Origin of the sequence: Siccirubricoccus soli (assembly GCF_024178315.1) — a bacterium.
GTDB classification, from domain to species: Bacteria; Pseudomonadota; Alphaproteobacteria; order Acetobacterales; family Acetobacteraceae; genus Siccirubricoccus; species Siccirubricoccus soli.
On record NZ_JAMZIK010000033.1, the window covers coordinates 14722 to 38011 of the forward strand.

Sequence of the window (23290 nt, forward strand, 5' to 3'; positions counted from 1 at the left end):
CCATGCGATGTGCAATGCTTCTGCTGCTGCTCGGCCTGGCCGCTTGCGGGCCGGGCGGCATCCAGCCCGGCGGCCGGTATTCCGGCGTGCCCGATACCTCGGTGGGGAATTGGGCGACGCCGTCCGGCGGCATCACCACGGATGGGCGGATCTACCTGAACCGGGAACGGCCGCCGCAATCCTGGTAGGGTGAGGGGAGCCGCGCTCCCCTCAGCAGGCCAGGCGTTGCAGCACAAGCTGCAGATCGCTCTCCGGCGCCGCGTACTGGTCCAGGATGTCGAAATGGTGGTGGCCGGGCGTCACCAGCACGCCGGGCCGCTTCCCGTGCCGGTGCAGGTGGCGCGCATAGGCGAAGCTCTGTTCCAGCCACAGCACGGGTTCGTCGCCGCCGGCCATCACCCAGGCGGGGCAGTGGCAGAGCGGGGCCTGCGCCGCATAATTGTGCCGCGCGGCGATCGCCTCCGTCAGGCGGATCTCGGCATTCACCGTGGTCCGCATGGCCGGGGCGGGATTATAGATGCCGCTGATCAGCAGCGCGCCGTGGAAGGGCTGGGCGGGCAGGCCGCGCGCAGCCCAATCCGTCGCCAGCGCCGCCGCCACCAGATGCGCCCCGGCGGAATGGCCGGAGAGGGTGAGGCGCGCAGGGTCGCCGCCATGCTCGGCAGCGTGGCGGATCAGCCATTCGATGCCGGCGAGCGCCGAGGCCACCGTGCCGTCCAGGGTGACGGCGGGGCAGAGATCGTAATTCAGCACCGCCACCAGCACGCCGCGCTTCACCAGCTCCGTCGCGGTGAAGGCGAAATTGCGCTTGTCCTGCGCCCGCCAATAGCCGCCGTGGAGGAAGCCATGCACCGGGAAGGGGCCGGTGCCCTGCGGGTGGTAGAGATCCAGCTTGTGCAGCGCGCCGGGGCCGAAGGCGATGTCCGGGGTGCGGCGGAGCGTGGCCAGCGCCGCCTCGTTCACCGGGGCGCGGCGCGCAGCCACCGCCTGGTGGTCCGGCGCGCTGCGCTGCGGGTTGTATTGCAGCTCCGCCTCTTCCGGCGAGAGCGTGTCCCAGGGCGTGGCGTTCATGTGGGCAGGCCTTGCAGCAGCAGGTCGAAGAAGGGACGGGATTGCGCGCCGCGGGGCTTGGCGGCCTCCGCCGCATCCCAGGCGCGGAAGCTGGGCTGGCCGAGAAGCTCCGCATCCAGCGCCATGCAGCGGATGAAGGCGGTGCCGGGGGCCAGGGCGCGGCCGATGACCGGCTCCGGCCCCGGCTCGAACCAGGCCTCGCCGGCGGCGATGCGGCGGCGCTCCTCGCCGAGTTCCGCCAGCAGCAGCCCGTGCAGCAGGCGGCGGATGCCGGGGCCGGCATGGCCATGCTTCGGCGTGACGGCACCGGGCGGGAAATCGACGCGATCCATGCGGAGCACGAAGGGCAGCGCCGGGTCGCGCGCCAGCGCATGGGCCAGGACCAGGCCGTGGCGCTGCGCCGGTTCCTCGCGCGTCAGGGTGAAGCGCCAGAGCTCGCCCTCACCGGCAAGGCTGCCGCCGCCCTGCCGGGCGGTGGCGCTGTCCTCCGCCAGCGCCGCGCCATCCAGCGCCACCGTGCCGCGGCGGAGATAGAGGCCATGCGCCGCGGCGGGCGGCAGGGCGCGCTCGCCCGCCAGATGCTCCTCATGCACCGCAAGCCACATCATGACGCCAGCTTCTCCCTGAGGCCGCGGCCGAGCAAGGTCATCGCCAGGGCCGAGAGCAGCACGAAAAGCCCGGGCCAGAGCGACATCCACCAGGCGACGAGGATGAAATTCTTCCCCTGTTCCAGGATGGCGCCCCAATCCGGCGCCGGTGGCACCACGCCAAGGCCAAGGAAGCCGAGCGCCGCCTCGATCTGCAGGGCGAGGGGAAAGAGGATGACGAAGTTCAGCACCAGCACCGGCAGCACATTGGGCAGCACCTGCCGCAGCAGGATGGCGGGCTCCGCGAAGCCGGCGGCGCGGGCGGCCTCCACATAGGTGAGCTGCGCCTCGGCAAGCGCGGCGGAGCGGCCGAGGCGGAAGAAATTCGGCAGATAGATGACGGCGAGCGCGAGGACGAGGTTGGCCGCGCCGGGGCCGAGCACGCCGGTGATCATCACCCCCGCGATGATGGGCGGGAAGGTCTGCACCATGTCGGTCAGCCGGCCTGCCGCCAGGTCGAACCACCCGCCGGCGAAGCCCGCCACCACGCCGAGCCCGCCGCCCACCAGCATCGCCAGCGTCAGGGAGAAGGTGACGAGGCCGAGGGTGACGCGCGTGCCGTGCACCACGCGGGCGAAGACATCCCGCCCCACATCATCCGTGCCGAACCAGTGCGCGGCGGAGGGCGGCTGCAGGGCGCGCGCCGGGTCAAGATCGAAGGGCGATTGCGGCGCCACCAGCCCGGGCGCCAGCAGCAGCACCGCGAAGAACGCGGCCAGCAACAGGCCCAGCCGCCAGGCGGTCATGGCCGCAGCCTCGGGTCCAGCAGCCCGTAGAGCAGATCCACGGTGAGGTTCACCAGCACGGCAATGACCACCACGAAGAACAGGGCGCCCTGCACCACCGGATAGTCCCGCCCCTGGATGGCGGAGAGGATCAGGCGGCCGAGCCCCGGCAGGGAGAACAGGCTTTCGATCACCACCACCCCGCCCAGGATCTGCACCAGGATCAGCCCCATGAAGGTGACCAGCGGGATCGCCGCATTGGCCAGGGCGTGCTTGAAGTAGAGCGCGGCGGGGGCCAGGCCCTTGGCGCGGGCGGCGCGGATGTAGTCGCGGCCCAGCTCCTCCACCATCAGCCCGCGGGTGAACTGCGCATAGGCCGCAGCTTGCAGGACGGTCAGCGAGAGCACCGGCAGGACCAGGATGCTGATATTGTCGGCCAGATCCTCCGTGGGGCCGGACCAGGCGAAGGGCGGTGACCAGTCGAGGAACTGGCTGACGCCGACCAACAGCATCAGCCCCAGCCAGAACACCGGCGCGGAAAGGCCGACGAGGTTCACCGCCTGGATCGCCGCATCCAGCCGGCTGCCCTGCCGGATGCCGGCCAGCACGCCGAGCGGCACGCCGATGAGGGTGGCCAGCAGCAGCGTGGCCAGGGCGAGTTCCGCGGTGACGAGGAAGGCCTCCCACACCATCGCGCCGACCGGGCGGCCCTGGTACCAGCTCCGCCCCAGATCGCCCTGCAGGGTGGCGGTGATCCATTCGAGGAATTGCTGCCAGAGCGGCCGGTCCAGGCCGAAGAAGCCGCGCAGCGCCGCCTCCGCCGCGCGGTCGCCGCCGGCCTGGCCGAGCATCTGCCCGACGATGTCGCCCGGCACCGCCCGCATCAGCAGGAAGACCGCGAGGCTGGAGAGCAGCGCCGCCACCGCGGCCGCCCCCAGCCGCTGCGCGAGGAAGGCCGCCAGGGCTCAGCCCTCCACCCAGGCCTTGGCCAGGCCGAAATACCAGCCGGTGCCGTGCTGGACGTAGTTCTTCAGCCGCGTGCGGTTCGCGGTCAGCACATCGGCGGAGAACAGCATGATGGTCGGCACCTCCTCCGCCAGGATCTTCTGGAACTCGGCATAGATCGCGCGACGCTGCGTCGGGTCCGCGGTCTCCTGCCCCTGGTCCAGCAGGGCGCTGGCGCGGGCGTTGTTCCAATTGCGGAAATCGGCGCCTTCCGGCGCGGCGCGGAAATGCCGGTAGAACAACAGGCTGGGATCGGGCGTGGTGCCCCAGTCATTGAAGGTGAAGCCCATCTCCCTGGCGCGGAAATTCCGGATCCAGACGCCAAGCTCGACCTTCTTGATGGTCACGCGGATGTCGATGCGGCGAAGCTGCTCGGCAATCGTCACCGCCGCCGGGTCCATCCAGTCATAGCCGATGATGGTGGTCAGATCGATGTCGAGGCCGTTGGTGTGCCCCGCATCGCGCAGCAGGGCGCGCGCCTTTTCCAGGTCCACCTTCTGGTTGGCCAATTCCGCGAGCGGCACGCCCCAGCCTTCCTGCATGCCGGCGACCATGGTGCCGAGGACGGTGCCGTAGCCGGCGATGGACGCATCCATCACCGTCTTCTTGTCGATGCCAAGTGCGATGGCCTGGCGCACGCGCACATCGGCGAGGGGGCCGTACTTGCAATCCAGGTCGATGGATTTCTGGTTGAGCGAGGGCCAGCGATGCACCTCCACCCCCGCGGCGTTCTGCAGGGCCTGGGTATCCTGCGGGCGGGAGAACATCGCCAGGTCGATGCGCCGCGACTGCAGCCCCACCACCATGGCCGCGCTGTTCGGCATGGTGACGAAGGTGATCTCGTCCAGATAGGGTAGGCCCGGCTCCCAGTAATCCCGGTTGCGCTCCAGCACTAGCGTGCTGTTAGGGCGGAACTGCTTCAGCCTGAAGGGGCCGGTGCCGACCGAGACCTCGTTCATCCGCGTGCCGGAATTCGCCTCGTCCAGGAAGCCCTTCGGCACCACCGCGCCATACTTGTTCGTCAGGGTCATCGGCAGCGCGGCATTGGCGCGGGAGAGTTTGAACACCACGGTGTGCTCGTCCGGCGCCTCGATCTCCGCGACGGAGGAGAGGTCGCCAGCCCCTGGCGAGCCATTCGCCGGGTTGCGCATGAAGTCGTAGCTGTACTTCACATCGGCCGAGGTCATGGCGGCGCCGGTGTGGAATTTCACGCCGCGGCGCAGGCGGAAGGTCCAGCTCTTGCCATCCGCCGAGGGCGAGGCGCTTTCCGCCAGCAGCGGGCGGGCCACGCCCGTCTGGTCCTCGAAGAACAGGCCCTGATACATGAGGACGGAGACGCGGATGCGGGCATCCGCGGCCTGGCGGAAGGGATCCAGCGCCGGCGGCTCCACCAGGCTGCCGATGGTGACACGGCCGCCGCGCTTCGCCTTCGGGTCGGTCGGACCGTAGAGCAGCGGGTCCGCCGGCGCCTGCTGCGCGCCCGCCGGCAGGACGAACCCGGCAAGGGCCAGGGACAGCGCTGCGCGGCGCGGCATCTCGAAGGCGGACATGGTGCTCCTCCCGGTGTTCTTGTTGTCAGCCGATGGCGGCGGTGAATTCGATCTCCACCGGCACGTTGCGCGGCAGGGAAGCGACGCCGACGGCGGAGCGGGCATGGCGCCCGGCCTCGCCGAAGATCTCCACCAGCAGGGTGGAGGCGCCGTCCACCACCGCCGGCTGTTCGTAGAAGCCGGGGGCGGAGCTGACGAAGCCCGTCACCTTCACCACGCGCTTCACCCGGTCCAGCGAGCCGAGCGCCTGTTCCAGCACGGCGAGGCCGTTCAGCAGGCAGCACCGCGCGACGGCGCGGCCGGCGTCCACGTCGATGCCGGCGCCGAGCTGGCCCTGGGCGAGCAGCCCCTCGCCCTCCCACGGCAATTGCCCGGAGACCCAGGCCAGGCCATTCTCCACCGCCACCGGGACGTAGCCGAAGGCCGGCTTGCGCGGCGCGGGCAGGGTGAGGCCCAGCGTGGCGAGGCGTTGCGCGATGCTCATGCGCTTGTCTCCAGCAGGTCGCGCAGCGTGGCGCGAAGGTCGTGAGTGCAGGCGAAGCCGGTATCCTGTTCCAGCCGCGCCTGGCTGACGAGCGGCCAGGTGATGGGCGCGGGCGTGGGGTTCAGGCGCGGGGCGTAGCCGGGCACGAGCTCGGCCAGCGTCGCCGCGATCTCCGCCCAGCGCGTGGTGAAGCCGGCGAGGTGGTAGAGCGGCGCGAGGCCGGGCCGCGCCAGCAGCAGGGCGAAGAGGCGCGCGGCATCCGCCACATGCGCGGCATCGAAGGCATCCTCCGGCGCAGCGAATTCCGGCGCGGCGCCGGGCGCGGCGGCGGCGACCATGCGGGCCAGCAGCCCGGCCGCGCCGTCATACCAAAGCCCCGGGCCGAAGAGCAGCGGCAGCCGCACGCCGGTGATGTCGAGGCCGTGGCGACGGCGGACATAGAGCGCGGCCTGCTCGGCCAGGTGCTTGGAAAGGCCGTAGGCGGTGATGGGGGCGCAGGGCACCTCCTCCGCCACCCGGTCCGGGCCGGTGGCAGGGCCGATGGCGACGGTGCTGCTGGACCAGACCACGCGCCGTACCCCGGCCTCGGCGGCCAGGCGCAGCAGGCGATGGAAGCCGAGCAGATTCACCTCCAGCGCCCGTTCCGGCGCCGCCTCGCCAGAGCGGGCGAGGCCAACCGGGCCATCCGAGAAGGCGGCGAGGTGGAGGATGGCGTCGGGGCGGGCGGTCGCCAGATCGGCCTCGCTCTCCAGCAGCGCGGCGCCTTGCGGGACGAAACCGCCGCGGTAGGGGTCCAGGGCCAGGACCTTATGGCCCTCGCCCAGAAGCTGGCGCACGCAGGCGGCGCCGAGGAAGCCGCCGGCACCGGTGACGAGGATCATGGGTGGGCCGAGGGAGACGCTGCCTCCCTCGGGCTCCCTCCGCCAAGGGCTGAAAGGCCCTTGGAACCCTTGAGTCGGCAGGCTGAACCGGCGCGCTCAAACTCATGGTTTCCAAAGGCCCTTCGGCCTTTGGCAGGGGGAGTTCGAGGGGGACGGCGTCCCCCTCGACTACAGCGCCAGATCATCCCGAATACACGCCTTCGCGTGCCTCTGTTCGACGTTCCGCAGCACCGGCACGACCCTGGTGCACTCCGCCACCGCGAAGGGGCAGCGCGTGCGGAACACGCAGCCGCTGGGCGGCGCGGCGGGGCTTGGGATCTCGCCCTGGAGGTCCAGCTTCGCCCGGAAGCTGCCCGGTGCCGCCGCCAGCAGCGCCGCGGTGTAGGGGTGCCTCGGTGCGGCGAAGATCGCCGCCGCCGGTCCCGCTTCCATCACCCGCCCCAGGTAGAGGACGAGGACGCGGTCCGCCATCGCCTCCACCACCGTCAGATCGTGGGAGATGAAGAGCATGGCGAGGCCGAGCGCCCCGCGCTGCTCCTGCAGCAGCCGCAGGATGCCGGCCTGGACCGAGACATCCAGCGCCGAGACCGGCTCATCCGCCACCAGGAAGCGCGGCTGCACCGCCAGTGCGCGGGCAATGGCAATGCGCTGGCGCTGGCCGCCGCTGAACTGCCGCGGGCGGCGCGTGGCATCGCTGGCCTCCAGCCCCACCCGCTGCAGCGCCGCCGCCACCTCCGTCGTTCCATGAGGCAGGCCGTGCAGCTTCAGCACCTCCGCGATCGCGCCGCCGATGCTGCGGCTGCGGTTCAGTGAGGCGAAGGGGTCCTGGAACACCATCTGCATCTGCCGCCGCAGCGCGCGCAGCTCGCGCGGCCGCAGCGCCGCCAGATCCTGCCCGGCGAAGCGCACCCGGCCGGCGGTGGCGGGCAGCAGCCCCAGCGCGACGCGGCCCAAAGTGGATTTGCCGGAACCGCTCTCGCCCACCAGCCCCACCACCTCCCCCGGCGCGACCTGCAGGGAGACATCCTGCACCGCCCGCAGCACCGGGCGCCGGCCGAAGCCCCGCCGCGGCTGCGGGAAGTGGCGGGAGACGCCGTCCAGCTCCAGCAGCGCGCTCATGCCAGCAAGCCCCAGCGATGGCAGCGCGTGGCGCGGTCCTCCACCGCCAGCAAAGGCTGCGGCGCGGCGCAGCCTTCGGCGGCCAGGGCGCAGCGCGCGGCGAAACGGCAGCCTTCCGGGAAGCGCCCGCGCGGTGGCGCGCCAGGGATGGGGGCGAATTCCACGCGGCCCGAGGGGCCGCGATGCGGCCGGCAGGCCAGCAGCGCCCGGGTATAGGGGTGCAGCGGCCGCGCCAGCACCTCCGCCGCCCGGCCGCTTTCCACCACCTGGCCGGCATACATCACCGCGATGCGGTCGGCGATCTCCGCCACCAGCGCGAGGTCATGGGTGATGAATAGCAGCGCCATGCCGGTGCGGGCCTGCAGCGCTTGCAGCAGCTTCAGGATCTGCGCCTGGATGGTCACGTCCAGCGCCGTGGTCGGCTCATCCGCGATCAGCAGCTTCGGCGCGCAGGCCAGCGCGATGGCGATCATCACCCGCTGCCGCATGCCGCCGGACAATTGGTGCGGGTAGCTGCGCAGCCGCGCCTCGGGGTCGGAGAGGCCAACCTCCCGCAGCAGCTCCAGCGCGCGCGCCAGCGCGGGTTTCGTGGCCAGCCCCTGGTGGCGGCGCACCGCCTCCGCCACCTGCTCGCCGACGGTGAAGACCGGGTTCAGGCTGGCGCCGGGATCCTGGAAGATGATGCCGATATCGCGACCGCGCCGCTGGCGCAGCGCCGCTTCCGGCAGGGCCAGCAGATCCTCCCCCTGGAACAGCACCTGGCCGCGCGCGACGACGCCATCCTCCCGCCCGAACAGGCGCAGGATGGCCAGCGCCGTGACGGATTTGCCGCTGCCGCTCTCGCCCACCACCGCTAGGGTCTCGCCGGAGGCGATGGCCAGGTCTACGCCATCGACCGCCTGGATGGCCCCGCCGCGGAAGCCGACGGAAAGGGCGCGCAGCTCCAGCAGCGGCGCCGCCCCGCTCATGCCGGGGCGAAGCGGCGCAGCGCGGCCTCGTCCAGTGTGATGCCGAGGCCGGGGCCCTTCGGCACCTCCAGCATGCCATCGGCATAGCGCAGGGGCTCGCGCAGCACGCCGTCGCGCAGGGCGTTGTCGCCGCTGTCGTATTCCAGCAGGGCCGGGTGCGGCACATGGTCGCCGGCGGGGTAGGCCGGCTGCGCCGCCAGCAGGTGCAGCGCGGCGGCCAGGCCGACGCCGCTGCCCCAGCAATGCGGCGAGAGGCGCAGATGCTCCGCCATCACCAGCGTGCCGATGGTGCGCCCCACCTCGAACCCGCCGCAGAGCGTCAGGTCCGGTTGCAGCACGGCGGCGAGGCGGCCATCGATCAGGCGGCGATGGTCGAACAGGGCGTAATGCGCCTCCCCCGCCGCCACGGGGATGGGGGCGCGGTCGCGCAGCTCGGCATAGCCGGCCCAGTCCTGCGGCGCGACGGGTTCCTCGTACCAGTGGATGTCCTGGTCGGCGATGCGGCGCATGCTCTCCAGCGCGCCGCTGGCGGTGTAGTTGCCGTTGCCATCCACCGTCAGCACGGCATCCGGGCCGATGATGCGGCGGGCAAGCGCGCAGCGCGCGGCATCCTGCTGCACGTTGCGGCCGATCTTGATCTTGTGCGCACGGTGTCCGGCGGCGGCGGCCCTCTCCACCTGCCGCGCCAGGGCCTTGGCCTGGTCGTCCTCCGCGGTGAAGTAGCCGCCGCTGGCATAGACCGGGATGCGCTCCCGCAGCCGCCCCCCGATCAGCTCCGCCACCGAGACGCCGTAGCGCTTGCCCAGCGCGTCATGCGCCGCGATGTCGATGCCGCCGAGCAGGGCGATGAGGCCGTTCGCCGTGCCGAAATGGTAGAGGCCGGCGAGGCATTGCTGCGCCACGCCGCGCTGCGCCGAAAGCTCCGCGCCGATGAAGCGCGGCTTCACCAGGTCCAGATAGGCGCGGGTGACGCCGGCGGGGCCCCAGGCCTCGCCGATGCCCTCGATGCCGTCCTCGGTGAGCAGGCGGATCAGGCCGGCGCCGCGCTTCGGCACCAGGCCGCGGGAGGAGCCGTAGGGGATGGCGGCGGCGCATTCGACCGGCACCAACTGGATGTCCCGGATGCGCGTCATGGCCCGTTTCCCTTCCCGATGCCGGGATGATGGAGGAGGGCCGAGGCGCGGGCAACCCGCCGGGAACGTTGAATTCCGGCCCGGCACCGCCCGTTCCGGCCATGGCCGCGGCCTTGGCCGCGTCGCCTTGCCGTCACCCGGGCGCCTCGGCATCATGCGTCGCAATGCCGGTCAACGGCATCGGGAGGATATCGCCATGCGCATCACGCGCCGCCGCGTGCTGAACGCCAGCCTTGCGGCACCGGCCCTGCCGGGCACATTCGCCGCGGCCGCGCAGGACGCCGCCTGGCCGTCACGGCCGGTTCGCTTCGTGGTGCCCTTCTCGCCCGCCGGGACCACCGACATCGCCGCCCGGCTCGCGGCGGAGATGGTCGGAAAGCGGCTCGGCCAGCAGGTGGTGGTGGAGAACCGCCCCGGCGCCAGCGGCAACATCGCGGCGGAGATGGTCGCGCGCGCCGCTCCCGATGGCTATACCATGCTGGTCAACGCCATCTCCACCGCCGCCATCAATTACACCCTGTTCGGTGAGCGCATGCCGGTGCGGCCGGAGGAGCTGGCCGCCGTGGCGCTGCTGATCCGCGTGCCGAACGTGGTGTTCGTCCCGGCCACCTCGCCCATCCGGGACCTGGCCGGGCTGATCGCCGCCGCCAAGGCGCGGCCGGATGCGCTGAACTACGGCAGCGCCGGCAGCGGCGGCTCCGGCCATCTGGCCTTCGAGCTGTTCAAGCTGCGCGCCGGGGTCAGGATCGTGCATGTCGGCTATCGCGGCGCCGGGCCGATGCTGGTGGAGGCGGTGGCCGGCAGGCTGGATGCCGCCTGCGACAACATGCCGTCCTGCATCGGCCATATCCGCGACGGCCGGCTGCGGCCGCTTGCCGTCACCTCGGCCGAGCGGGCGCATGCGCTGCCGGATGTGCCGACCTTCGCCGAGGCCGGCGTGAAGGACGCGGAGGCGACGGGCTGGTTCGGCATCCAGGCCCCCGCGCGCACCCCGCGGCCGGTCATCGAGCGCATGGGCCGCGAGCTGGATGTGGTGACGCGCGATCCCGCCTATGTCGCGCGCATCCGGGAGCTCGGCGGCAACCCGCCGAACCTGAAGCCGGATGGCGGCACCACGCCGGAGGCCTATGAGACCTTCATCGCCGCGGAGATCCGCCGCTGGGGCGAGGTGATCCGCGCCACCGGCATCACCGCCGACTGATCCCTGCCCGGCCGGAGGGTCCACGGCACCGCGCAGCGGTGCCGTGGACGTGTCGGACTCCCGAATACCCTGCCGCCCGGCACCGAAAAATCCAATGATCTCAACGATGCCCTGACGGTGAAGATTGCCGCGCGCTTCGTAGTACGCTGCCGCGGACCGCATCCGTGACGCAATAGGCTGCCGCGCACCCAAAAGGATTCGTCCCTCGGCGGCGAGCGCCCACCAGGTTCGCGGCCGCCCTGATGCGGGCACGCTGCGTCAGCAAAGGATTCGCGGGCTACGCCGGAAGCGCCGCCGCGCGGAGGGGTAGCGCGTCAGCCCGGCTACTGGCGAATCGAGCGGCGCCTGCGGTTGCTGGTCCGGTGCTCCGGGCGGCACCCGGTCCCTCGCCGCCCATTCCGGTAGTTCGGATTCCGAGGACAGGCCGGGAAGAACGGCCTTGGCCCGGGGGTCACCGGGAGCGCCTCGCTCCCGGATTCCCGAGTGGCCGCCAGGAAAGCACGCGCCCTGTCGATCAGAGGTCACGCTCCGGAGCCACCCTTTCGGTGCCGCCGGGCAGCTCGTCCATCACGAGCATTCCGACACCGAAGACCTCCAGGAGATCGGTCGGCACGGAGTTCCCTACGTGCCGGGGCCGCCGTGGCCACCGGACCCTCGCCGTGTGCGGCGCACCGGTCGCGCCCACGCGCCGAACGGGGACAGCGTGCCGTCAGGCGCCGCGCGCAGGACCAGCAGCCGGGGCCCGGACTCCGGCACGCCGCCGAGCCGCTCGAGATGCGCCGCGAACTCGCCCCACGGCACGAGCAGGAAATCCGAGCGGTCGGCGAAGCCGAGCGCCACGTGGGCACGCGGAGCGGAGGCAAGTTCCTGGGTCTGCGTCCGGCGGACCTGGAACAGGTAGGTGCCTGCGACGCCGTTGTTCCCGGCCGTCATCACCTGCACGCGCCCCCCGGTGGCGTCGTCCCGAAGCACGGCCCGGCGCTGCACCATCCCCGGGCCAAGCTCCCGGCAAACCGCGGCGCCGATCAGGGAGCGAAGGGCCTCGCTCGCGGCGCGGTCGAGCCGCTTCCGCGCCGCCTCCTCCGCGCGAGCGCGCCGCTTGTCGAGAAGCGCCTCAAAGCCACGCGGCCACTCCTGGCAGGCCCGCCACCCCGCTTCGAGGACAAGGTGGACCTCGTCCGGATGGCGGCTCACGAAGTGAACAGGGCGCGTGACCCGCTCGTGCCCCAGGGCGACCAAGCCGACATGGAACATCAGGAGCAGCTGCTCGCCGACGGGGAGCGCCGCGACCTGCTCGCCCCACTCCGGGCACGCGCCGTCGGTGAGCAGGCGGTAGAGGGCGCGGACCCCGCCGAGTTCGGCTTCCGGGACGCGCGGTGGTGTGGCTTCCCGGAGGTCCCCGGTGCAGCTGAGGCTGGAACAGTGCGCCAGGTCCGCCAAGTTCCAGCCGAGCGGCTTTCCGCAGCAGGGGGCTGGGCAGCGGTCGAGCAGCCGGGTGCCATGAACCGGGCACGCCGTGACGAACGTCATGTCCCACAGCGCGCGGTGGTAGGCATTCTCGGCGAGGCAGGCCGGGCAGGCCTGTCGGGTCCGCACGGCGACCAGGTCGGCGTGCAACTCGTGGCCGAGCACGGTGCGGGTCGTACCGTCGCCGTAGCACATAATGTCGAGCTCGCCCGGGTCCATGCCGAGATACTCGCCGAGGTGGTCGACATCCGCCCCCTTCAGGGCCAGGGAGGCCAGGTGCTTGGTGCCGACCCCCAGCGGCTTGAGAACGCGCAAGGGCCTGCTGAAGCCGTGCTCCTTCGCGGTCCGGGCGACCCGGCTCGGGAGGCTCTCCCCAACCAGGCGGTCAACGGGCAGGGGCAGGCGGCGCGGCCCATCCGGCGGTGGCGGGGCCTCGTCGCTCATGCGAACGGGTCCGCGTCAGGCTGGCGCCGCTTGCCTGGCCGCCGCCCATCCTGGACTGGATCCTGCGCGAGGGCGGGCTCCCAATGCTTTGGAGGGTCCACGCGAAACGGGTTGAGCGGCTTCGGCGACTTGTGGATGTCCATGGCGTCGGCGGTTTCCGCGAGGAGCGCCAGGTCGAGAAACCTCGACGGCTCCGACCGCATCCGGTTCCGCACGTAGGCGAGCCGGATCAGCCGGTGCGCCCTTCCGATGCGGCCGCGGCAGAAGTACGCGATGCGCCGTGCCATGGGCATTCGGCCGAGATGCGAGGGCTCGGGCAGGTCGAGTGCCTCCTCCCACGCCATGAGGATGACGCGGAACTCCTCCCGTTCCTCCTCCAGGAACCAGTCGAAGGGCTCGATGGTGATGGTCGGGAAGCAGCGCTCGTCGATCTGCTCGTTCGACATCAGGACACGGCTGGCGTGGGGGAGGCCGACGGCAAGCAGCGAGCAGACGCGCGCGTTCGCAATGGTCTTGAGGATGTCGGCCGTCCTGTAGTCGATCTTGTGGGTATCGGAGTCGATCAGGTGCTGGATCTCGTCGCAGATCAGCAACTCCGTCCGCTGTTGCTCCATGAGGCGCAGCGCGCGTCTCAGGCGCGCCAGATAGGTCCCGGTGTCGGGGTCCGGGTCGTCGAGCTGCTGCAGGAGACCCGCCACCACCGCGGACGGTGTCGCGGGACAGGTCGGCGCCGGGCAGGGCGCCGCCGAGGTGGTGGCGCAGGATGGCGGCGAGGGCGGCCTGGTCGGGGGGCGGCACCCGGATCAGGCGCTCCAGGCGGCCGGGGCGCAGGATGGCGGGGTCGAGGCGGCTGGCGTCGTTGCAGCAGCCCACGACGACGACGCCCTCGCGGCCCGTCGCGCCGTCCAGCTCCTCGAGGAAGGCGTTGACCACCTGGATGGCGTAGTCACGGTCCCGGCCCCGGAAGGCGGCGCGGTCGCCGAAGCCGTCGATCTCGTCCACGAGCAGGATGCAGGGCGCCGCCTTCCGGGCGGCCTCGAAGGTCTCGCGCATGGCGCCGAGCAGGCTGCCGAGGTGCCCGTCCTTGGCGCCCTGCCACGCCGAGAGCGAGCCGGTCACCAGCGGCACGCCGCAGTGCGCGGCCAGCGCCCGCGCGAAGGTGGTCTTGCCGGTCCCGGTCGGCCCGACCAGCACCGCGCCCCGGTCCACGTCCCGCCAGGGCAGCGCGCCGCGCGCGTAGTCGGCGAGGTCGCGCCCGACGTCCTTGCCCCAGCGGACGGCCTCGTCCATGCCGCTCAGGCCCTCGAGCGCGAGATCCAGCGCGTCGCCGGTGGGCATGGCGCCGTCCACGGGATGCGGTGCCGTCGCGGCGGGCTGGGCGGCCGGGACCGGGGTGTCGATGGCGGTGTCGGGCATCGCCTCACCTCCCACCGGGAATGCAGGGTTCGTCCGCGCCGCGGGGCGAGATCGGGAAGGGCGCGTGCGGCGCGCCGACCCGGGCCTGCTCGCCGAGGGGGACACGCCCAGGGTCGCGGCGCTCAACGAGCTGGGGCGGCGCGTGGACCGCTGGGCGCATCGCGGCATTGAGGTGTCGCGCCTGCACCCGTACGACGACCCGCCATCTGGCGCGGGGGAGTTCTTCGAGGATCCTGCCGTGGTGCCAGCGGTCGCGGGAATCTACGGCCCCGTGCATGTCGGCAGGTTCCCGGACGGCAGGGAGTTCCTCGACTACGACGCCTGCGTCCCGGTCTACCGCCGCTGGCAGGCGCTGCACCTGTACGAGGTCGCGTCCGGCGGCCTGAAGGTTCTGCACGCGCCTGATTGGGCGACAGGTCGCGCGCTCGCCGGGGCGCTTCGTGGTCAAGCGGAAGGAGACCTTCCTGAGGTGTTCGCGTGGCATCACCGCAAGGTTCTGCACGCGCCTGATTGGGCGACAGGTCGCGCGCTCGCCGGGGCGCTTCGTGGTCAAGCGGAAGGAGACCTTCCTGAGGTGTTCGCGTGGCATCACCGCAAGGTTCTGCACGCGCCTGATTGGGCGACAGGTCGCGCGCTCGCCGGGGCGCTTCGTGGTCAAGCGGAAGGAGACCTTCCTGAGGTGTTCGCGTGGCATCACCGCTACGACGTCAGCTCGTTCGCCAAACATCGGCAATCGCTCGAGGCGGCGAACTGGTTCGAGACCTACGCCCAAAGAGCCCTGAACGTGGCGGAGAGCGAGGACGGGGCCGATGGCACGTTCGTCATCGCGGGCTTGGCTTACGAGTCCCTCACGCAGGAGGAGGCGCGTGTCGCCGAGGAGGCGCTGAGCCGCCACGGTGTCGTGGAGTGTGACGTGACCCGGATGATTCGATGGGCCGCCGAGCGTGCTATCGAGCACCAGGATGCCGGGCGTCCCCGCGTTGAGGAGGCATACCGGGAGCTGGTCGAGGGCGCGATACGGCTTCTCAAGGCGAGGGGGATGGAATTCGAGCAGATCGCCGCCGCGACCGGTGGCCCGGACGGTCCCCTACGTGAGCTGTTTCCGGACTGGCTCGCCGAGCAGCACGAGAGTGCGATGGGAACCCTGCGGCACCGGGTGCTGCCGGACCTGACGGCCTCCCTTGGTCAGTTGCTGCCGACGCCGACCGAGGCAGACGCCGCGGTCTTCCTCGCGTGGCTGGAGGCGAACGACCTGATCCAGGTGTTCTGGCACTTCGGCGCGCTGATGGCCTTCCACCGGAGACACGACAGGCATGCTGTCGCCGCCGCCGGGCGCGAGGTCCTGGGCATGTCGGCGGCCGTGGAGCACATGGCGAACGCCTTGGGCTCCACGGAGTCCACTCTCTACCCTAAGCTGAAGGAGTTGTGGAGCGGGACAGGCCGCATCCCCGACGTGATGGAGCGGATGAGGCAGCAGGGAGTCCTGCGCAGCCACTCCGAAGCCGAGTTCAGGGCGAAGATGGCCATGCTCAGGACCGTTCTGACCGCCCCAGGCGACGAGCTGGCCTGCCGCGACCTGCTCGAGGCCGTCCTCATCCGCAATCACGCCCAGCACCGCGCGCTTGGCTTCATGCGCAAGCCGGAGCTGGTGGAAGCTTTCGTTACCCTGTTCAGGGCTGCGTTCCTGACGTGGCACGCCGTCTCGTGCCGACGCGCGGATCCCCTGCTGGGGGCGCCACGGTGAACGCGGCGATCGGTCGATGACAGTCGGGCGCTGAGACCGACCTGAACGACGAGCGCGCCCAGATCCTGCACGGCCTCGGCGCCAACGGGCACCTCGTCCACGTGTCAGAGGTGGTACCCCGGTCTCAGTTGAGGATGCCGGTGTCAGGGGCAGCAGAGGTCGGCTGGTTTGGGCACAAATGGGTGCTCAGGGCCGACCTCTTCGCCCACCACGTGGATCACACCATCGGTGGAACCATACCCGATCCAATCGGAGCCAGTCGTGCGCGGGTTCCCCCGACTCCGGCGCTCCGCTGCGGACGGCTACCGGCTCACCAGCCTGCCATCGGTCGTCACCAGCACGACGGGACGGCCACGCCCGCTTCGGCGGCGCGGGATGCCGCCTCCCACGGGGCTCCCTCGGGGAACGGCACGGGCTACCGTGGGTTGACCCCAAGGGGCCGCGCGGCGTAGCCGCTGCTGGGGGCAAAGGGGGAAGGACATGGGCCGGGACAACGACCTGAGGACGCTGCGCTACTGGCGCGACGTCGAGGCGCTGACCGCCCCCTCCGTCGAGGACGAGGCCGACGGCCCCGAGGACACCGTCCGCTACGTGCGCGACGGCGCGCTGCCTTGGGAGCGGGGGCAGCGGATCCCCAACCCCGCGGTCCACTTCGTGCGGTTCGGGATCGTCCCGCGGGGCGACTACGACCGGGCGCTGCGCGGGCTGCTCGGTGCCGCGGAGCCCGAGGATCGCGATGACGGCCGTCGGGCGAAGACGGGGCCGCTGACCTTCCTCGGCGTCCTCGAGGTCGGCCCGGACCTGAAGGAGGTCGAGTTCCGGCCGGACGCGCACTTGGCGGCGTTCGCCGTCCACTTCGCCGAGCTCGCGGGTGCCGACGTCTCCGGCTACCACGACCGCCTGTTCGAATTCTTCGAGGAGCAGAAGCGGCTGCTGGAGGAGCGGAGGCGGCAGCCGGGGAACGAGGATGACCCAGTCGGGATGGACTTCGTCCGCGCCATGGCCAGGAAGGCCGCGTCGCTGCTGGGCGCGCCGCCCCCGGTGGGCGGCGCGGTCGAGGCCGTCGTGGTCAGCAGAGCCCTGGTCGACCGCGAGGGACGCAGGCGGAACCCCGAGCTGCCGCCGGTCAACGGCTTCTACTACGACGACCTGTCCGCCGCGATCGACGCCGCCTCCCGCGGGGCGCCATGCGGCCTCGTCGCCGGGTACCTGCGCGACGGCCGCGGCCAGGGCCGCCGCGACTGCCTGCGGCCCGAGGAGATGTGCCACGCGCTCGACCTCGCGCGCCTGCCGGACGGCCGCTGGCCGAGCGAGTTCCCGCTGACCCTGATGCAGCAGGTCGCGGTCAACGAGGGGCTGGCCCGCCTGTCGGACGGCGGGATCTTCTCCGTCAACGGCCCGCCGGGCACCGGCAAGACGACGCTTCTGGCGGACGTCGTCGCCGCGGTCGTGGTCGAGCGGGCGCGGCTGATGGCGGAGTTCCGCTCCCCCGCCGCTGCGTTCCGCCAGGTCGGCCGGTCCATGGCCGAGGAGGAGGGGTTCACCCCGGACTCCCGGTTCCGCGACTTCACCATCGTGGTGGCCAGCAGCAACAATGGCGCCGTCGAGAACGTCACCCGCGAGTTGCCGGACGCGGCGAAGATCCCGCCCGCGCGCCGCGCCGACTGCGCCCGGTTCACGGAGACTGCCGCCGCGCTGCTGAACCGGCGCCCCAAGGCGGAGGACGAGGACGCCGAGGCGGAGCCGGTCAGGCCCCGGGAGGCATGGGGGCTGATCGCCGCCGCCCTGGGGAACAGGGCGAACCGCGGCGCCTTCTGCGCCGTCCTCCGCGCCAAGGAGAAGGTGCCGCCCGGCGAGGGGGACGGCTCCCGGCCGTGGCGCGACGCGCCGTCCAACATCTTCCGCCAGCTCGGGGAACTCGGGCGCCCCGACTGGGCCGCGGCGAGGACGGCCTTTCAGGCCGCCCTGGCCGAGGTGCGGCGCCTGAAGGACGAGATCGCCGAGCACGAGCGGCAGACCGAGGCCGCCGCGCTGGCGGACGCCGAAGCGGGGGCGGCGGGCGAGCGCCGCCGCGCCGCCGAGGGGGACGCCGAGGCCGCGCGCCGGGACTCCGCGGCCACCGAGGGCGACCTCGCGGCCGCCCGGGAGATCCTGGCGGCGGCTGATCGTGACGTGGATCTGGGTAGGCCGGGGCTTGTGGCGCGGATGCTCGCGGCCCTCCGGCTTTCGCGGGCCGCGGCCGCGGCCCGCGCGGCGCACGAGGAGACGGTGCGCCGCCGCGCCGAGGCGTCGGCCGCCCTCCAGGCCGCAGTGGCCCGCGGACGCGAGGTGTCCAAGCGCCTCCGGGAGGCGGAGGCCGCCGTGGCCGCCGCAGCGGCGGACGAGGCGGCGCTGCGGCGGGCAGCGGACGAGGCGCGGCGCGCGGCCGCGCGCATCGCCGGAGCCCACGGCGGGATCACCGACATCGCCTCGACCCTGGAACTGCCGCGGGAACGCATGCACCAGCGGCTGCCCCGCAGCAGCAAGGCGCTGGACGCCGCGCGGGCCGAGGTGTTCGTCCGCGCGCTGGGCGTCCACCAGGCGTTCATCGGCGGCGCCGCCCGGCAGTTCAGGCGCAACCTGAGCCTGGCGCTCAAGATGGTCGGCGGCGAGATCAGGCCGGAGCCGTCCGCGGCGCTCGACCTGTGGGCCACGCTGGCCATCCTGGTGCCGGTCTTCTCCAGCACTTTCGCCTCCTTCGGGCGCTGCTTCGCCACCCTGCCCGCGGGCGGCATCGGCTGGCTGATCGTGGACGAGGCCGGGCAGGCCGTGCCGCAGCACGCCGTCGGCGCCCTGATGCGGGCGAAGCGCGCGCTGGTGGTGGGCGACCCGCTGCAGGTCGAGCCGGTGATCACCCTCGACGAGGAGGTGGACCGGCGGCTGCACGAGCGCCGCGGCGCGCACCCCGTCCACCGCTCGACCGTGACGTCGATGCAGGTGCTGGCCGACAGGAACAACACCTTCGGCACCTTCATCGCGGGCGGCGACGAGGAGGTCTGGGTCGGCTCGCCGCTTGTGGTGCACCGCCGCTGCGTCGAGCCGATGTTCTCCATCTCGAACGCCATCGCTTACGGCGGCGGCATGGTGCTGGGCGACGGAAAGGCCGAGCAGGAGAGGCGGATCACCGAGGGCGACCCGGCCCGCGGCATCCCGCCGCGGCCGCTGCTCGGGCCGAGCCGCTGGATCGACATGCCGACCGACCGGGGCGGCGACGGCCACTTCATGCCCGCGCACGCCGAGATGGCGGCGGCCATCGTCCGCGAGTTCATGGTCCGCGGCTGGGCCGAGGGGGCGCGGCCGGACGGGCTGCCGGACCTCTACGTCATCTCGCCCTTCCGGACCGCGGCGGACGGCCTGCGCCGACTGCTCTCCTCGCGCCGGGGCTGGTGGGCGCCCGGCGTCCCCCGCAAGGCCGTGGACGCCTGGCTGCGCGCTTGCGTCGGCACGGTGCACACCTTCCAGGGCAAGGAGGCGGAGGCGGTCGTCCTGCTGCTCGGCGGCAAGACGCCGGGCGCGATCCGCTGGGCGGCGGGCACGCCCAACGTGCTGAACGTGGCGGTGACCCGGGCGAAGCGGCGGCTCTACGTCGTCGGCGACTGGGACGCCTGGATGCGCGAGCCGCGGGTCCGCTCCGCCATGGGCGGCATCGAGGGGTTCCGCTCGTCGGCCGAGGCGATGCGGGCCAGCTTGGAGGCATCGCCAACCCTGGCCCCGGCGCGCCCGCCCGGCATGCTGGCCAAGCGCCCGCGCGCGATCTGAGTGGGTCGCGTTCGTAGGCGGCGGATCCCCCGCAGTGGAGTTCTCCGTGGCCAGGGTGCCCGCGCCGCTGCGGCAGAACGGGCCGGGGCCGGACACGGCCGCGCGGAGCAATCCGGCAGGCCAATGCCATCGCCCTGCTGCCGCGGCGGCGCGGTGCCGCGTGTTGGAGCCGGTGGCTGGGGTGGCATCCGTCTGCCCAGCACTTGGCCCGGAGTGTCGGCACGGGCTGGCTTGCGCCCCCCGTCAGGGCGAATCCTTGCGGACCTGAAGCCCGCCAAGGAAAACCGGGCCGTACTCCTTGCGTCCCCATCCCGCTCCCGCTGTAACCTGACGTAGAGAGGGGCGGCGGAATGGCTTGCCGTCCGGTTCCAGGGGCAAGCCCGGCGCATGAGTCAGTCCGTCACCTCCCTGTCGTCCCTGATCTGGTCGGTCGCCGACCTCCTCCGGGGCGACTACCGGCCCGCCGAGTACGGCGAGGTCATCCTGCCCTTCACGGTGCTCCGGCGCCTGGACTGCGTGCTGGCCCCAACCAAGGAGGCCGTCCTCGCCGAGAAGGCGGCCAAGGAGGCCATGGGCGTGAACCCCGAGCCCTTCCTGCTCCGGGTCGCCGGGCTGCGCTTTGTCAACACATCGCCGCTCGACATGCGGAAGCTCATGGGGGACCAGGACAACCTGGCCACGAACCTGGCCGCTTACATCCAAGGCTTCTCCCCCGCGGTGCGGGACATCTTCGAGCGGTTCCGCTTCGCCGAGCGGGCCGACCGGCTGTGGAAGGCCGGGCTGCTCTACCAAGTGACCGAGCGGTTCGTGGGCTTCGACCTCAGGCCGTCCACGGTCAGCAACCACGACATGGGCCTCGCCTTCGAGGAGCTGATCCGGAAGTTCGCCGAGGCGTCCAACGGCACCGCGGGCGAGCACTTCACCCCGCGCGACGCCATCCAGCTCATGGTGAACCTGCTGTTCATCGAGGACAGCGAGATCCTGACCCCGGGCACCCCGGTGGTGCGGACCATCTACGACCCGACAGCCGGGACCGGCGGCATGCTTTCGGTCGCCGGGGAGCATCTGCTGGAGCACAACCCGGCGGCCCAGCTCACCATGTTCGGGCAGGAGCTGAACGACGAGTCCTTCGCCATCTGCAAGGCGGACATGCTCATTAAGGGGCAGGACATCCGCAACATCGTGCAGGGCAACACCCTGTCCGACGACGGCCACGCCGGGCGGAAGTTCGACTACATGCTGTCCAATCCGCCCTTCGGCGTGGAGTGGAAGAAGGTCGAAAAGGTGGTCCGGCGCGAGCACGAGCAGCTCGGCCATGCCGGGCGGTTCGGCCCCGGGCTGCCGCGGGTCTCTGATGGCTCCATGCTGTTCCTGCTGCACCTCATCTCGAAGATGCGCCCGACGCAGGAGGGCGGCAGCCGCCTCGGCATCGTCCTGAACGGCTCGCCCCTGTTCGCTGGGGGCGCCGGTTCCGGTGAGTCCGAGATCCGCCGCCACGTGCTTCCGGTGCGTGAAGACGCCTTCCAGCGCCTCCTCCTGAACCTGGAGGGCATCCTTGATCTTCTCCGCGCCGTCGCTCAGTTGCCGCGTCTGGTCGCAGTCGACCTGGATCAGCGTCAGGGAGCGAAGCGCCTGGGGGAGGGAGCTGCCGTCGAGCTTCGCTGGAATCGAGCGGCTGAGGGAGAAATGGCGGAAGGCAAGCAGGCGCCGGGGATCTTGCCCTCGCTTGGGCCGCCACCTCTCAGGAGGTGCGGGCCGACCAGCAGGAAGCCGCAGACGATCAGGAACACGCCCAGCCAAGTGGCCGTGTCCAGGTTCATGCCCACGCCAACGTACTTGTTGGCCCCTGCCACGATGAGGTCCTTGGTCCCGGGCGCGATTGCCCCGGCCCCGGAGGAAATAAGGGCGAGCCCACCGGCCTCGATCTTGCCGAAGCCGTTCGGTTGCGCGCTTCCCTTCCGGCGGCCGAATAACATGGAGAACCCAACCTTTCGTGCGACTCAGAGGAGGCACTTATCGTCTATAGGTTATATCCTGGGGCGGCTTCCGTTTAGGCCAGAACTTGCGTCGGGCCACGACTCTCCGGGCCGTGGGGCGGAGGCGTTTCAGCGCGGCCGGGCGAGAGCCGAGGGCATGTCATGGATGCCCCGGTCCAGTGCTGACACTGGGGACTCAGTCGCCCGAGTGTTGGCAAAGAAAAACCCCGGCCGAAGGCCGGGGCCGTCCGCGAGCGGAGGCTGCCCCGAGGAAAAGCGCGCCTGACTACCCAGTGTTGGCAAGCAGAGCTGCCGCAGCGTCTCAGGGGTCGTTGCTACGGCAGCTTACTGGCGTGTGACTCAAAGATTGATCTCTGACCACAAGCAAAATCCGTCAGTTACCAACATCCGTGACACAAAGATGCGGCTTGGCTTGACACAATGAGTGGGACACGCAGGGGACCGTCACCTAAAGTTTGAACAACCGTCTGCAGCTCTCTGCTCAGCCCGAGCAGTCTAGGCGCACATTCCTATACACGAGAGAGCTCCGGGATCGACGTGGCCTTCCGGGCAGAGCGATCGGCAAGCACTAGAGCGGTTTCCTGCCTGACTGGATCGCTTGTGACCTCGGCGAGCGCCCGGGGGTGATTCAGTTGCCCTCGGCGAGGGAGGCAGGTGGGCATGTCCAAGGCGCTGTCGGTGGATCTGCGGGAACGAGTGGCAGCGGCGGTGGCGGCTGGGGCGTCCTGCCGGGCGGCGGCGGCCCGCTTCGGGGTGAGTGCCGCCAGTGCGATCCGCTGGGCCGCGCTGGCGCGAGATGCGGGCTCGGTCGCGCCAGGGCCGCTCGGTGGCGACCGGCGCTCGGCACGGATCGAGGCACATGCTGAGCTTATTCTGCGCCTTGTTGGCCGAAAGTCCGACATGACGCTGAAGGAGATCCGGGCCGAGTTGGCGAACGAGGGCGTGTCGGCTGGCATCGGCACGCTGTGGCGGTTCTTTCGGCGGCACCGCATCACACGCAAAAAAGTCGGCCCATGCCGCCGAGCAGGACCGGCCCGACATCCTGAAGCGACGCTGGGACTGGTTCGAAGGCCAAGTCGACCTCGATCCCGACCGTCTGGTGTTCATCGACGCGACCTGGGCCTCGACGAACCTGGCCCGCACTCACGGCCGGGCACCCCGAGGCGAGCGTCTGCGCACTGCCGGGCACTGGAAGACCACCACTCTCGTCGCCGGGCTGCGCAACACAAGCATAGTCGCGCCCATGGTGCTGGATGTGCCGATCAACGGCGAGCTGTTCCAGGCCTACGTCGACCAGGTCCTGGTGCCGGAGTTGCGGCCCGGCGACGTCGTGATCATGGACAACCTCGGCAGCCACAAGGGCGCCTCCGTCAGGGCAGCTATCGAGGCTGCAGGTGCGGGCCTGCTCTACCTCCCGCCCTACAGCCCCGACTTCAACCCGATCGAGCAAGCCTTCGCCAAGCTGAAAGCGATGCTGCGCAAGGCGGCCGAGCGCAGCATCGACGGGCTCTGGCGCACCATCGGCCGCATCATCGAGACCTTCACCCCGACGGAATGCGCCAACTACTTCACCGCAGCCGGGTACGACGCAGACTGATTGGAAACCGCTCTAGAGAGGCATGAGGCGCGATGGGCAATCG

17 protein-coding genes and 2 pseudogenes are annotated in these 23290 nt (G+C 71.5%); 6 read left to right on the forward strand and 13 right to left on the reverse strand.

Annotated elements, in window-relative coordinates; all coding sequences use genetic code 11:
* The first annotated feature begins 2 nt into the window (after positions 1-2).
* The gene (locus NJ376_RS06210) at positions 3-188 is read left to right on the forward strand and encodes a hypothetical protein (RefSeq protein ID WP_252952371.1); all 186 of its coding nucleotides are present in this window, start codon (positions 3-5) and stop codon (positions 186-188) included.
* A gap of 22 nt (positions 189-210) precedes the next feature.
* On the opposite strand, the gene NJ376_RS06215 is transcribed toward NJ376_RS06210, so the two are convergent.
* The 10 genes from NJ376_RS06215 to NJ376_RS06260 all read right to left on the reverse strand — a co-directional run bounded on the left by NJ376_RS06215 (position 211) and on the right by NJ376_RS06260 (position 9583).
* Entirely contained in the window at positions 211-1071 is an 861-nt protein-coding gene (locus NJ376_RS06215; RefSeq protein WP_252952372.1) for an alpha/beta hydrolase, read from the reverse strand.
* The gene (locus NJ376_RS06220) at positions 1068-1679 is read right to left on the reverse strand and encodes a cupin domain-containing protein (protein ID WP_252952373.1); all 612 of its coding nucleotides are present in this window, start codon (positions 1677-1679) and stop codon (positions 1068-1070) included. The genes NJ376_RS06215 and NJ376_RS06220 overlap by 4 nt, the downstream gene beginning before the upstream one ends.
* The gene (locus tag NJ376_RS06225; RefSeq protein ID WP_252952375.1) at positions 1676-2464 is read right to left on the reverse strand and encodes an ABC transporter permease; all 789 of its coding nucleotides are present in this window, start codon (positions 2462-2464) and stop codon (positions 1676-1678) included. The genes NJ376_RS06220 and NJ376_RS06225 overlap by 4 nt, the downstream gene beginning before the upstream one ends.
* A complete protein-coding gene (locus tag NJ376_RS06230) occupies positions 2461-3405 on the reverse strand; it encodes an ABC transporter permease (RefSeq protein WP_256476181.1) in 945 nt (314 codons plus the stop codon). Before NJ376_RS06230 ends, NJ376_RS06225 begins: the two co-directional genes overlap by 4 nt.
* 3 nt (positions 3406-3408) lie before the next feature.
* Positions 3409-4998 (reverse strand): ABC transporter substrate-binding protein, encoded by a 1590-nt coding sequence (locus NJ376_RS06235; RefSeq protein ID WP_252952377.1) that lies wholly within the window; start codon positions 4996-4998, stop codon positions 3409-3411.
* Between the two features lie 25 nt (positions 4999-5023).
* A complete protein-coding gene (locus NJ376_RS06240) occupies positions 5024-5482 on the reverse strand; it encodes a RidA family protein (RefSeq protein ID WP_252952378.1) in 459 nt (152 codons plus the stop codon).
* Positions 5479-6363: an NAD-dependent epimerase/dehydratase family protein gene (locus NJ376_RS06245; protein WP_252952379.1), complete on the reverse strand. Its 885-nt coding sequence runs from the start codon at positions 6361-6363 to the stop codon at positions 5479-5481. The genes NJ376_RS06240 and NJ376_RS06245 overlap by 4 nt, the downstream gene beginning before the upstream one ends.
* A 168-nt stretch (positions 6364-6531) precedes the next feature.
* Complete coding sequence (locus NJ376_RS06250; protein WP_252952380.1) at positions 6532-7482, reverse strand: ABC transporter ATP-binding protein; 951 nt, start codon at positions 7480-7482, stop codon at positions 6532-6534.
* A complete protein-coding gene (locus tag NJ376_RS06255; protein ID WP_252952381.1) occupies positions 7479-8450 on the reverse strand; it encodes an ABC transporter ATP-binding protein in 972 nt (323 codons plus the stop codon). Before NJ376_RS06255 ends, NJ376_RS06250 begins: the two co-directional genes overlap by 4 nt.
* Positions 8447-9583: a mandelate racemase/muconate lactonizing enzyme family protein gene (locus NJ376_RS06260; protein WP_252952382.1), complete on the reverse strand. Its 1137-nt coding sequence runs from the start codon at positions 9581-9583 to the stop codon at positions 8447-8449. The genes NJ376_RS06255 and NJ376_RS06260 overlap by 4 nt, the downstream gene beginning before the upstream one ends.
* A gap of 196 nt (positions 9584-9779) precedes the next feature.
* Between NJ376_RS06260 and NJ376_RS06265 the strand changes: the two genes are divergently transcribed.
* Positions 9780-10784 (forward strand): Bug family tripartite tricarboxylate transporter substrate binding protein, encoded by a 1005-nt coding sequence (locus NJ376_RS06265; RefSeq protein WP_252952383.1) that lies wholly within the window; start codon positions 9780-9782, stop codon positions 10782-10784.
* Between the two features lie 621 nt (positions 10785-11405).
* Here NJ376_RS06265 and NJ376_RS06270 read toward each other — a convergent pair.
* The 3 genes and pseudogenes from NJ376_RS06270 to NJ376_RS29170 all read right to left on the reverse strand — a co-directional run.
* On the reverse strand, positions 11406-12695 hold the full coding sequence (locus tag NJ376_RS06270) for a TniQ family protein (RefSeq protein WP_252952384.1): 1290 nt from the start codon (positions 12693-12695) through the stop codon (positions 11406-11408).
* Positions 12692-13402: pseudogene (locus NJ376_RS06275) on the reverse strand (TniB family NTP-binding protein); the annotation flags it as partial. The pseudogene NJ376_RS06275 and the gene NJ376_RS06270, both read right to left, overlap by 4 nt.
* A 97-nt stretch (positions 13403-13499) precedes the next feature.
* A pseudogene (locus NJ376_RS29170) lies at positions 13500-14279 on the reverse strand (AAA family ATPase); the annotation flags it as partial.
* On the opposite strand from NJ376_RS29170, the gene NJ376_RS06285 reads away from it, so the two are divergent.
* The 4 genes from NJ376_RS06285 (at position 14176) to NJ376_RS06300 (ending at position 23247) form a co-directional block, all read left to right on the forward strand.
* Complete coding sequence (locus NJ376_RS06285) at positions 14176-15855, forward strand: hypothetical protein (protein ID WP_252952388.1); 1680 nt, start codon at positions 14176-14178, stop codon at positions 15853-15855. The pseudogene NJ376_RS29170 and the gene NJ376_RS06285 sit on opposite strands and share 104 nt — an antisense overlap.
* 480 nt (positions 15856-16335) lie before the next feature.
* The gene (locus tag NJ376_RS06290) at positions 16336-19653 is read left to right on the forward strand and encodes a DEAD/DEAH box helicase (protein ID WP_252952389.1); all 3318 of its coding nucleotides are present in this window, start codon (positions 16336-16338) and stop codon (positions 19651-19653) included.
* Positions 19654-20040: 387 nt separating this feature from the next.
* Entirely contained in the window at positions 20041-21915 is a 1875-nt protein-coding gene (locus NJ376_RS06295) for an N-6 DNA methylase (protein WP_252952390.1), read from the forward strand.
* A 395-nt stretch (positions 21916-22310) separates the two neighbouring features.
* A protein-coding gene (locus NJ376_RS06300; RefSeq protein ID WP_252952391.1) for an IS630 family transposase occupies positions 22311-23247 on the forward strand; the annotation gives its coding sequence in 2 pieces (ribosomal slippage) (positions 22311-22648 and positions 22647-23247; 939 coding nt in all).
* The last annotated feature ends 43 nt before the right edge of the window (positions 23248-23290 follow it).

Coding starts and splice junctions, on each gene's coding strand:
- NJ376_RS06210 (WP_252952371.1), top strand. CDS start 3: ATGCGATGTGCAATGCTTCTGCTGCTGCTCGGCCTGGCCGCTTGCGGG.
- NJ376_RS06215 (WP_252952372.1), bottom strand. CDS start 1,071: ATGAACGCCACGCCCTGGGACACGCTCTCGCCGGAAGAGGCGGAGCTG.
- NJ376_RS06220 (WP_252952373.1), bottom strand. CDS start 1,679: ATGATGTGGCTTGCGGTGCATGAGGAGCATCTGGCGGGCGAGCGCGCC.
- NJ376_RS06225 (WP_252952375.1), bottom strand. CDS start 2,464: ATGACCGCCTGGCGGCTGGGCCTGTTGCTGGCCGCGTTCTTCGCGGTG.
- NJ376_RS06235 (WP_252952377.1), bottom strand. CDS start 4,998: ATGTCCGCCTTCGAGATGCCGCGCCGCGCAGCGCTGTCCCTGGCCCTT.
- NJ376_RS06240 (WP_252952378.1), bottom strand. CDS start 5,482: ATGAGCATCGCGCAACGCCTCGCCACGCTGGGCCTCACCCTGCCCGCG.
- NJ376_RS06245 (WP_252952379.1), bottom strand. CDS start 6,363: ATGATCCTCGTCACCGGTGCCGGCGGCTTCCTCGGCGCCGCCTGCGTG.
- NJ376_RS06250 (WP_252952380.1), bottom strand. CDS start 7,482: ATGAGCGCGCTGCTGGAGCTGGACGGCGTCTCCCGCCACTTCCCGCAG.
- NJ376_RS06255 (WP_252952381.1), bottom strand. CDS start 8,450: ATGAGCGGGGCGGCGCCGCTGCTGGAGCTGCGCGCCCTTTCCGTCGGC.
- NJ376_RS06260 (WP_252952382.1), bottom strand. CDS start 9,583: ATGACGCGCATCCGGGACATCCAGTTGGTGCCGGTCGAATGCGCCGCC.
- NJ376_RS06265 (WP_252952383.1), top strand. CDS start 9,780: ATGCGCATCACGCGCCGCCGCGTGCTGAACGCCAGCCTTGCGGCACCG.
- NJ376_RS06270 (WP_252952384.1), bottom strand. CDS start 12,695: ATGAGCGACGAGGCCCCGCCACCGCCGGATGGGCCGCGCCGCCTGCCC.
- NJ376_RS06290 (WP_252952389.1), top strand. CDS start 16,336: ATGGGCCGGGACAACGACCTGAGGACGCTGCGCTACTGGCGCGACGTC.
- NJ376_RS06295 (WP_252952390.1), top strand. CDS start 20,041: ATGAGTCAGTCCGTCACCTCCCTGTCGTCCCTGATCTGGTCGGTCGCC.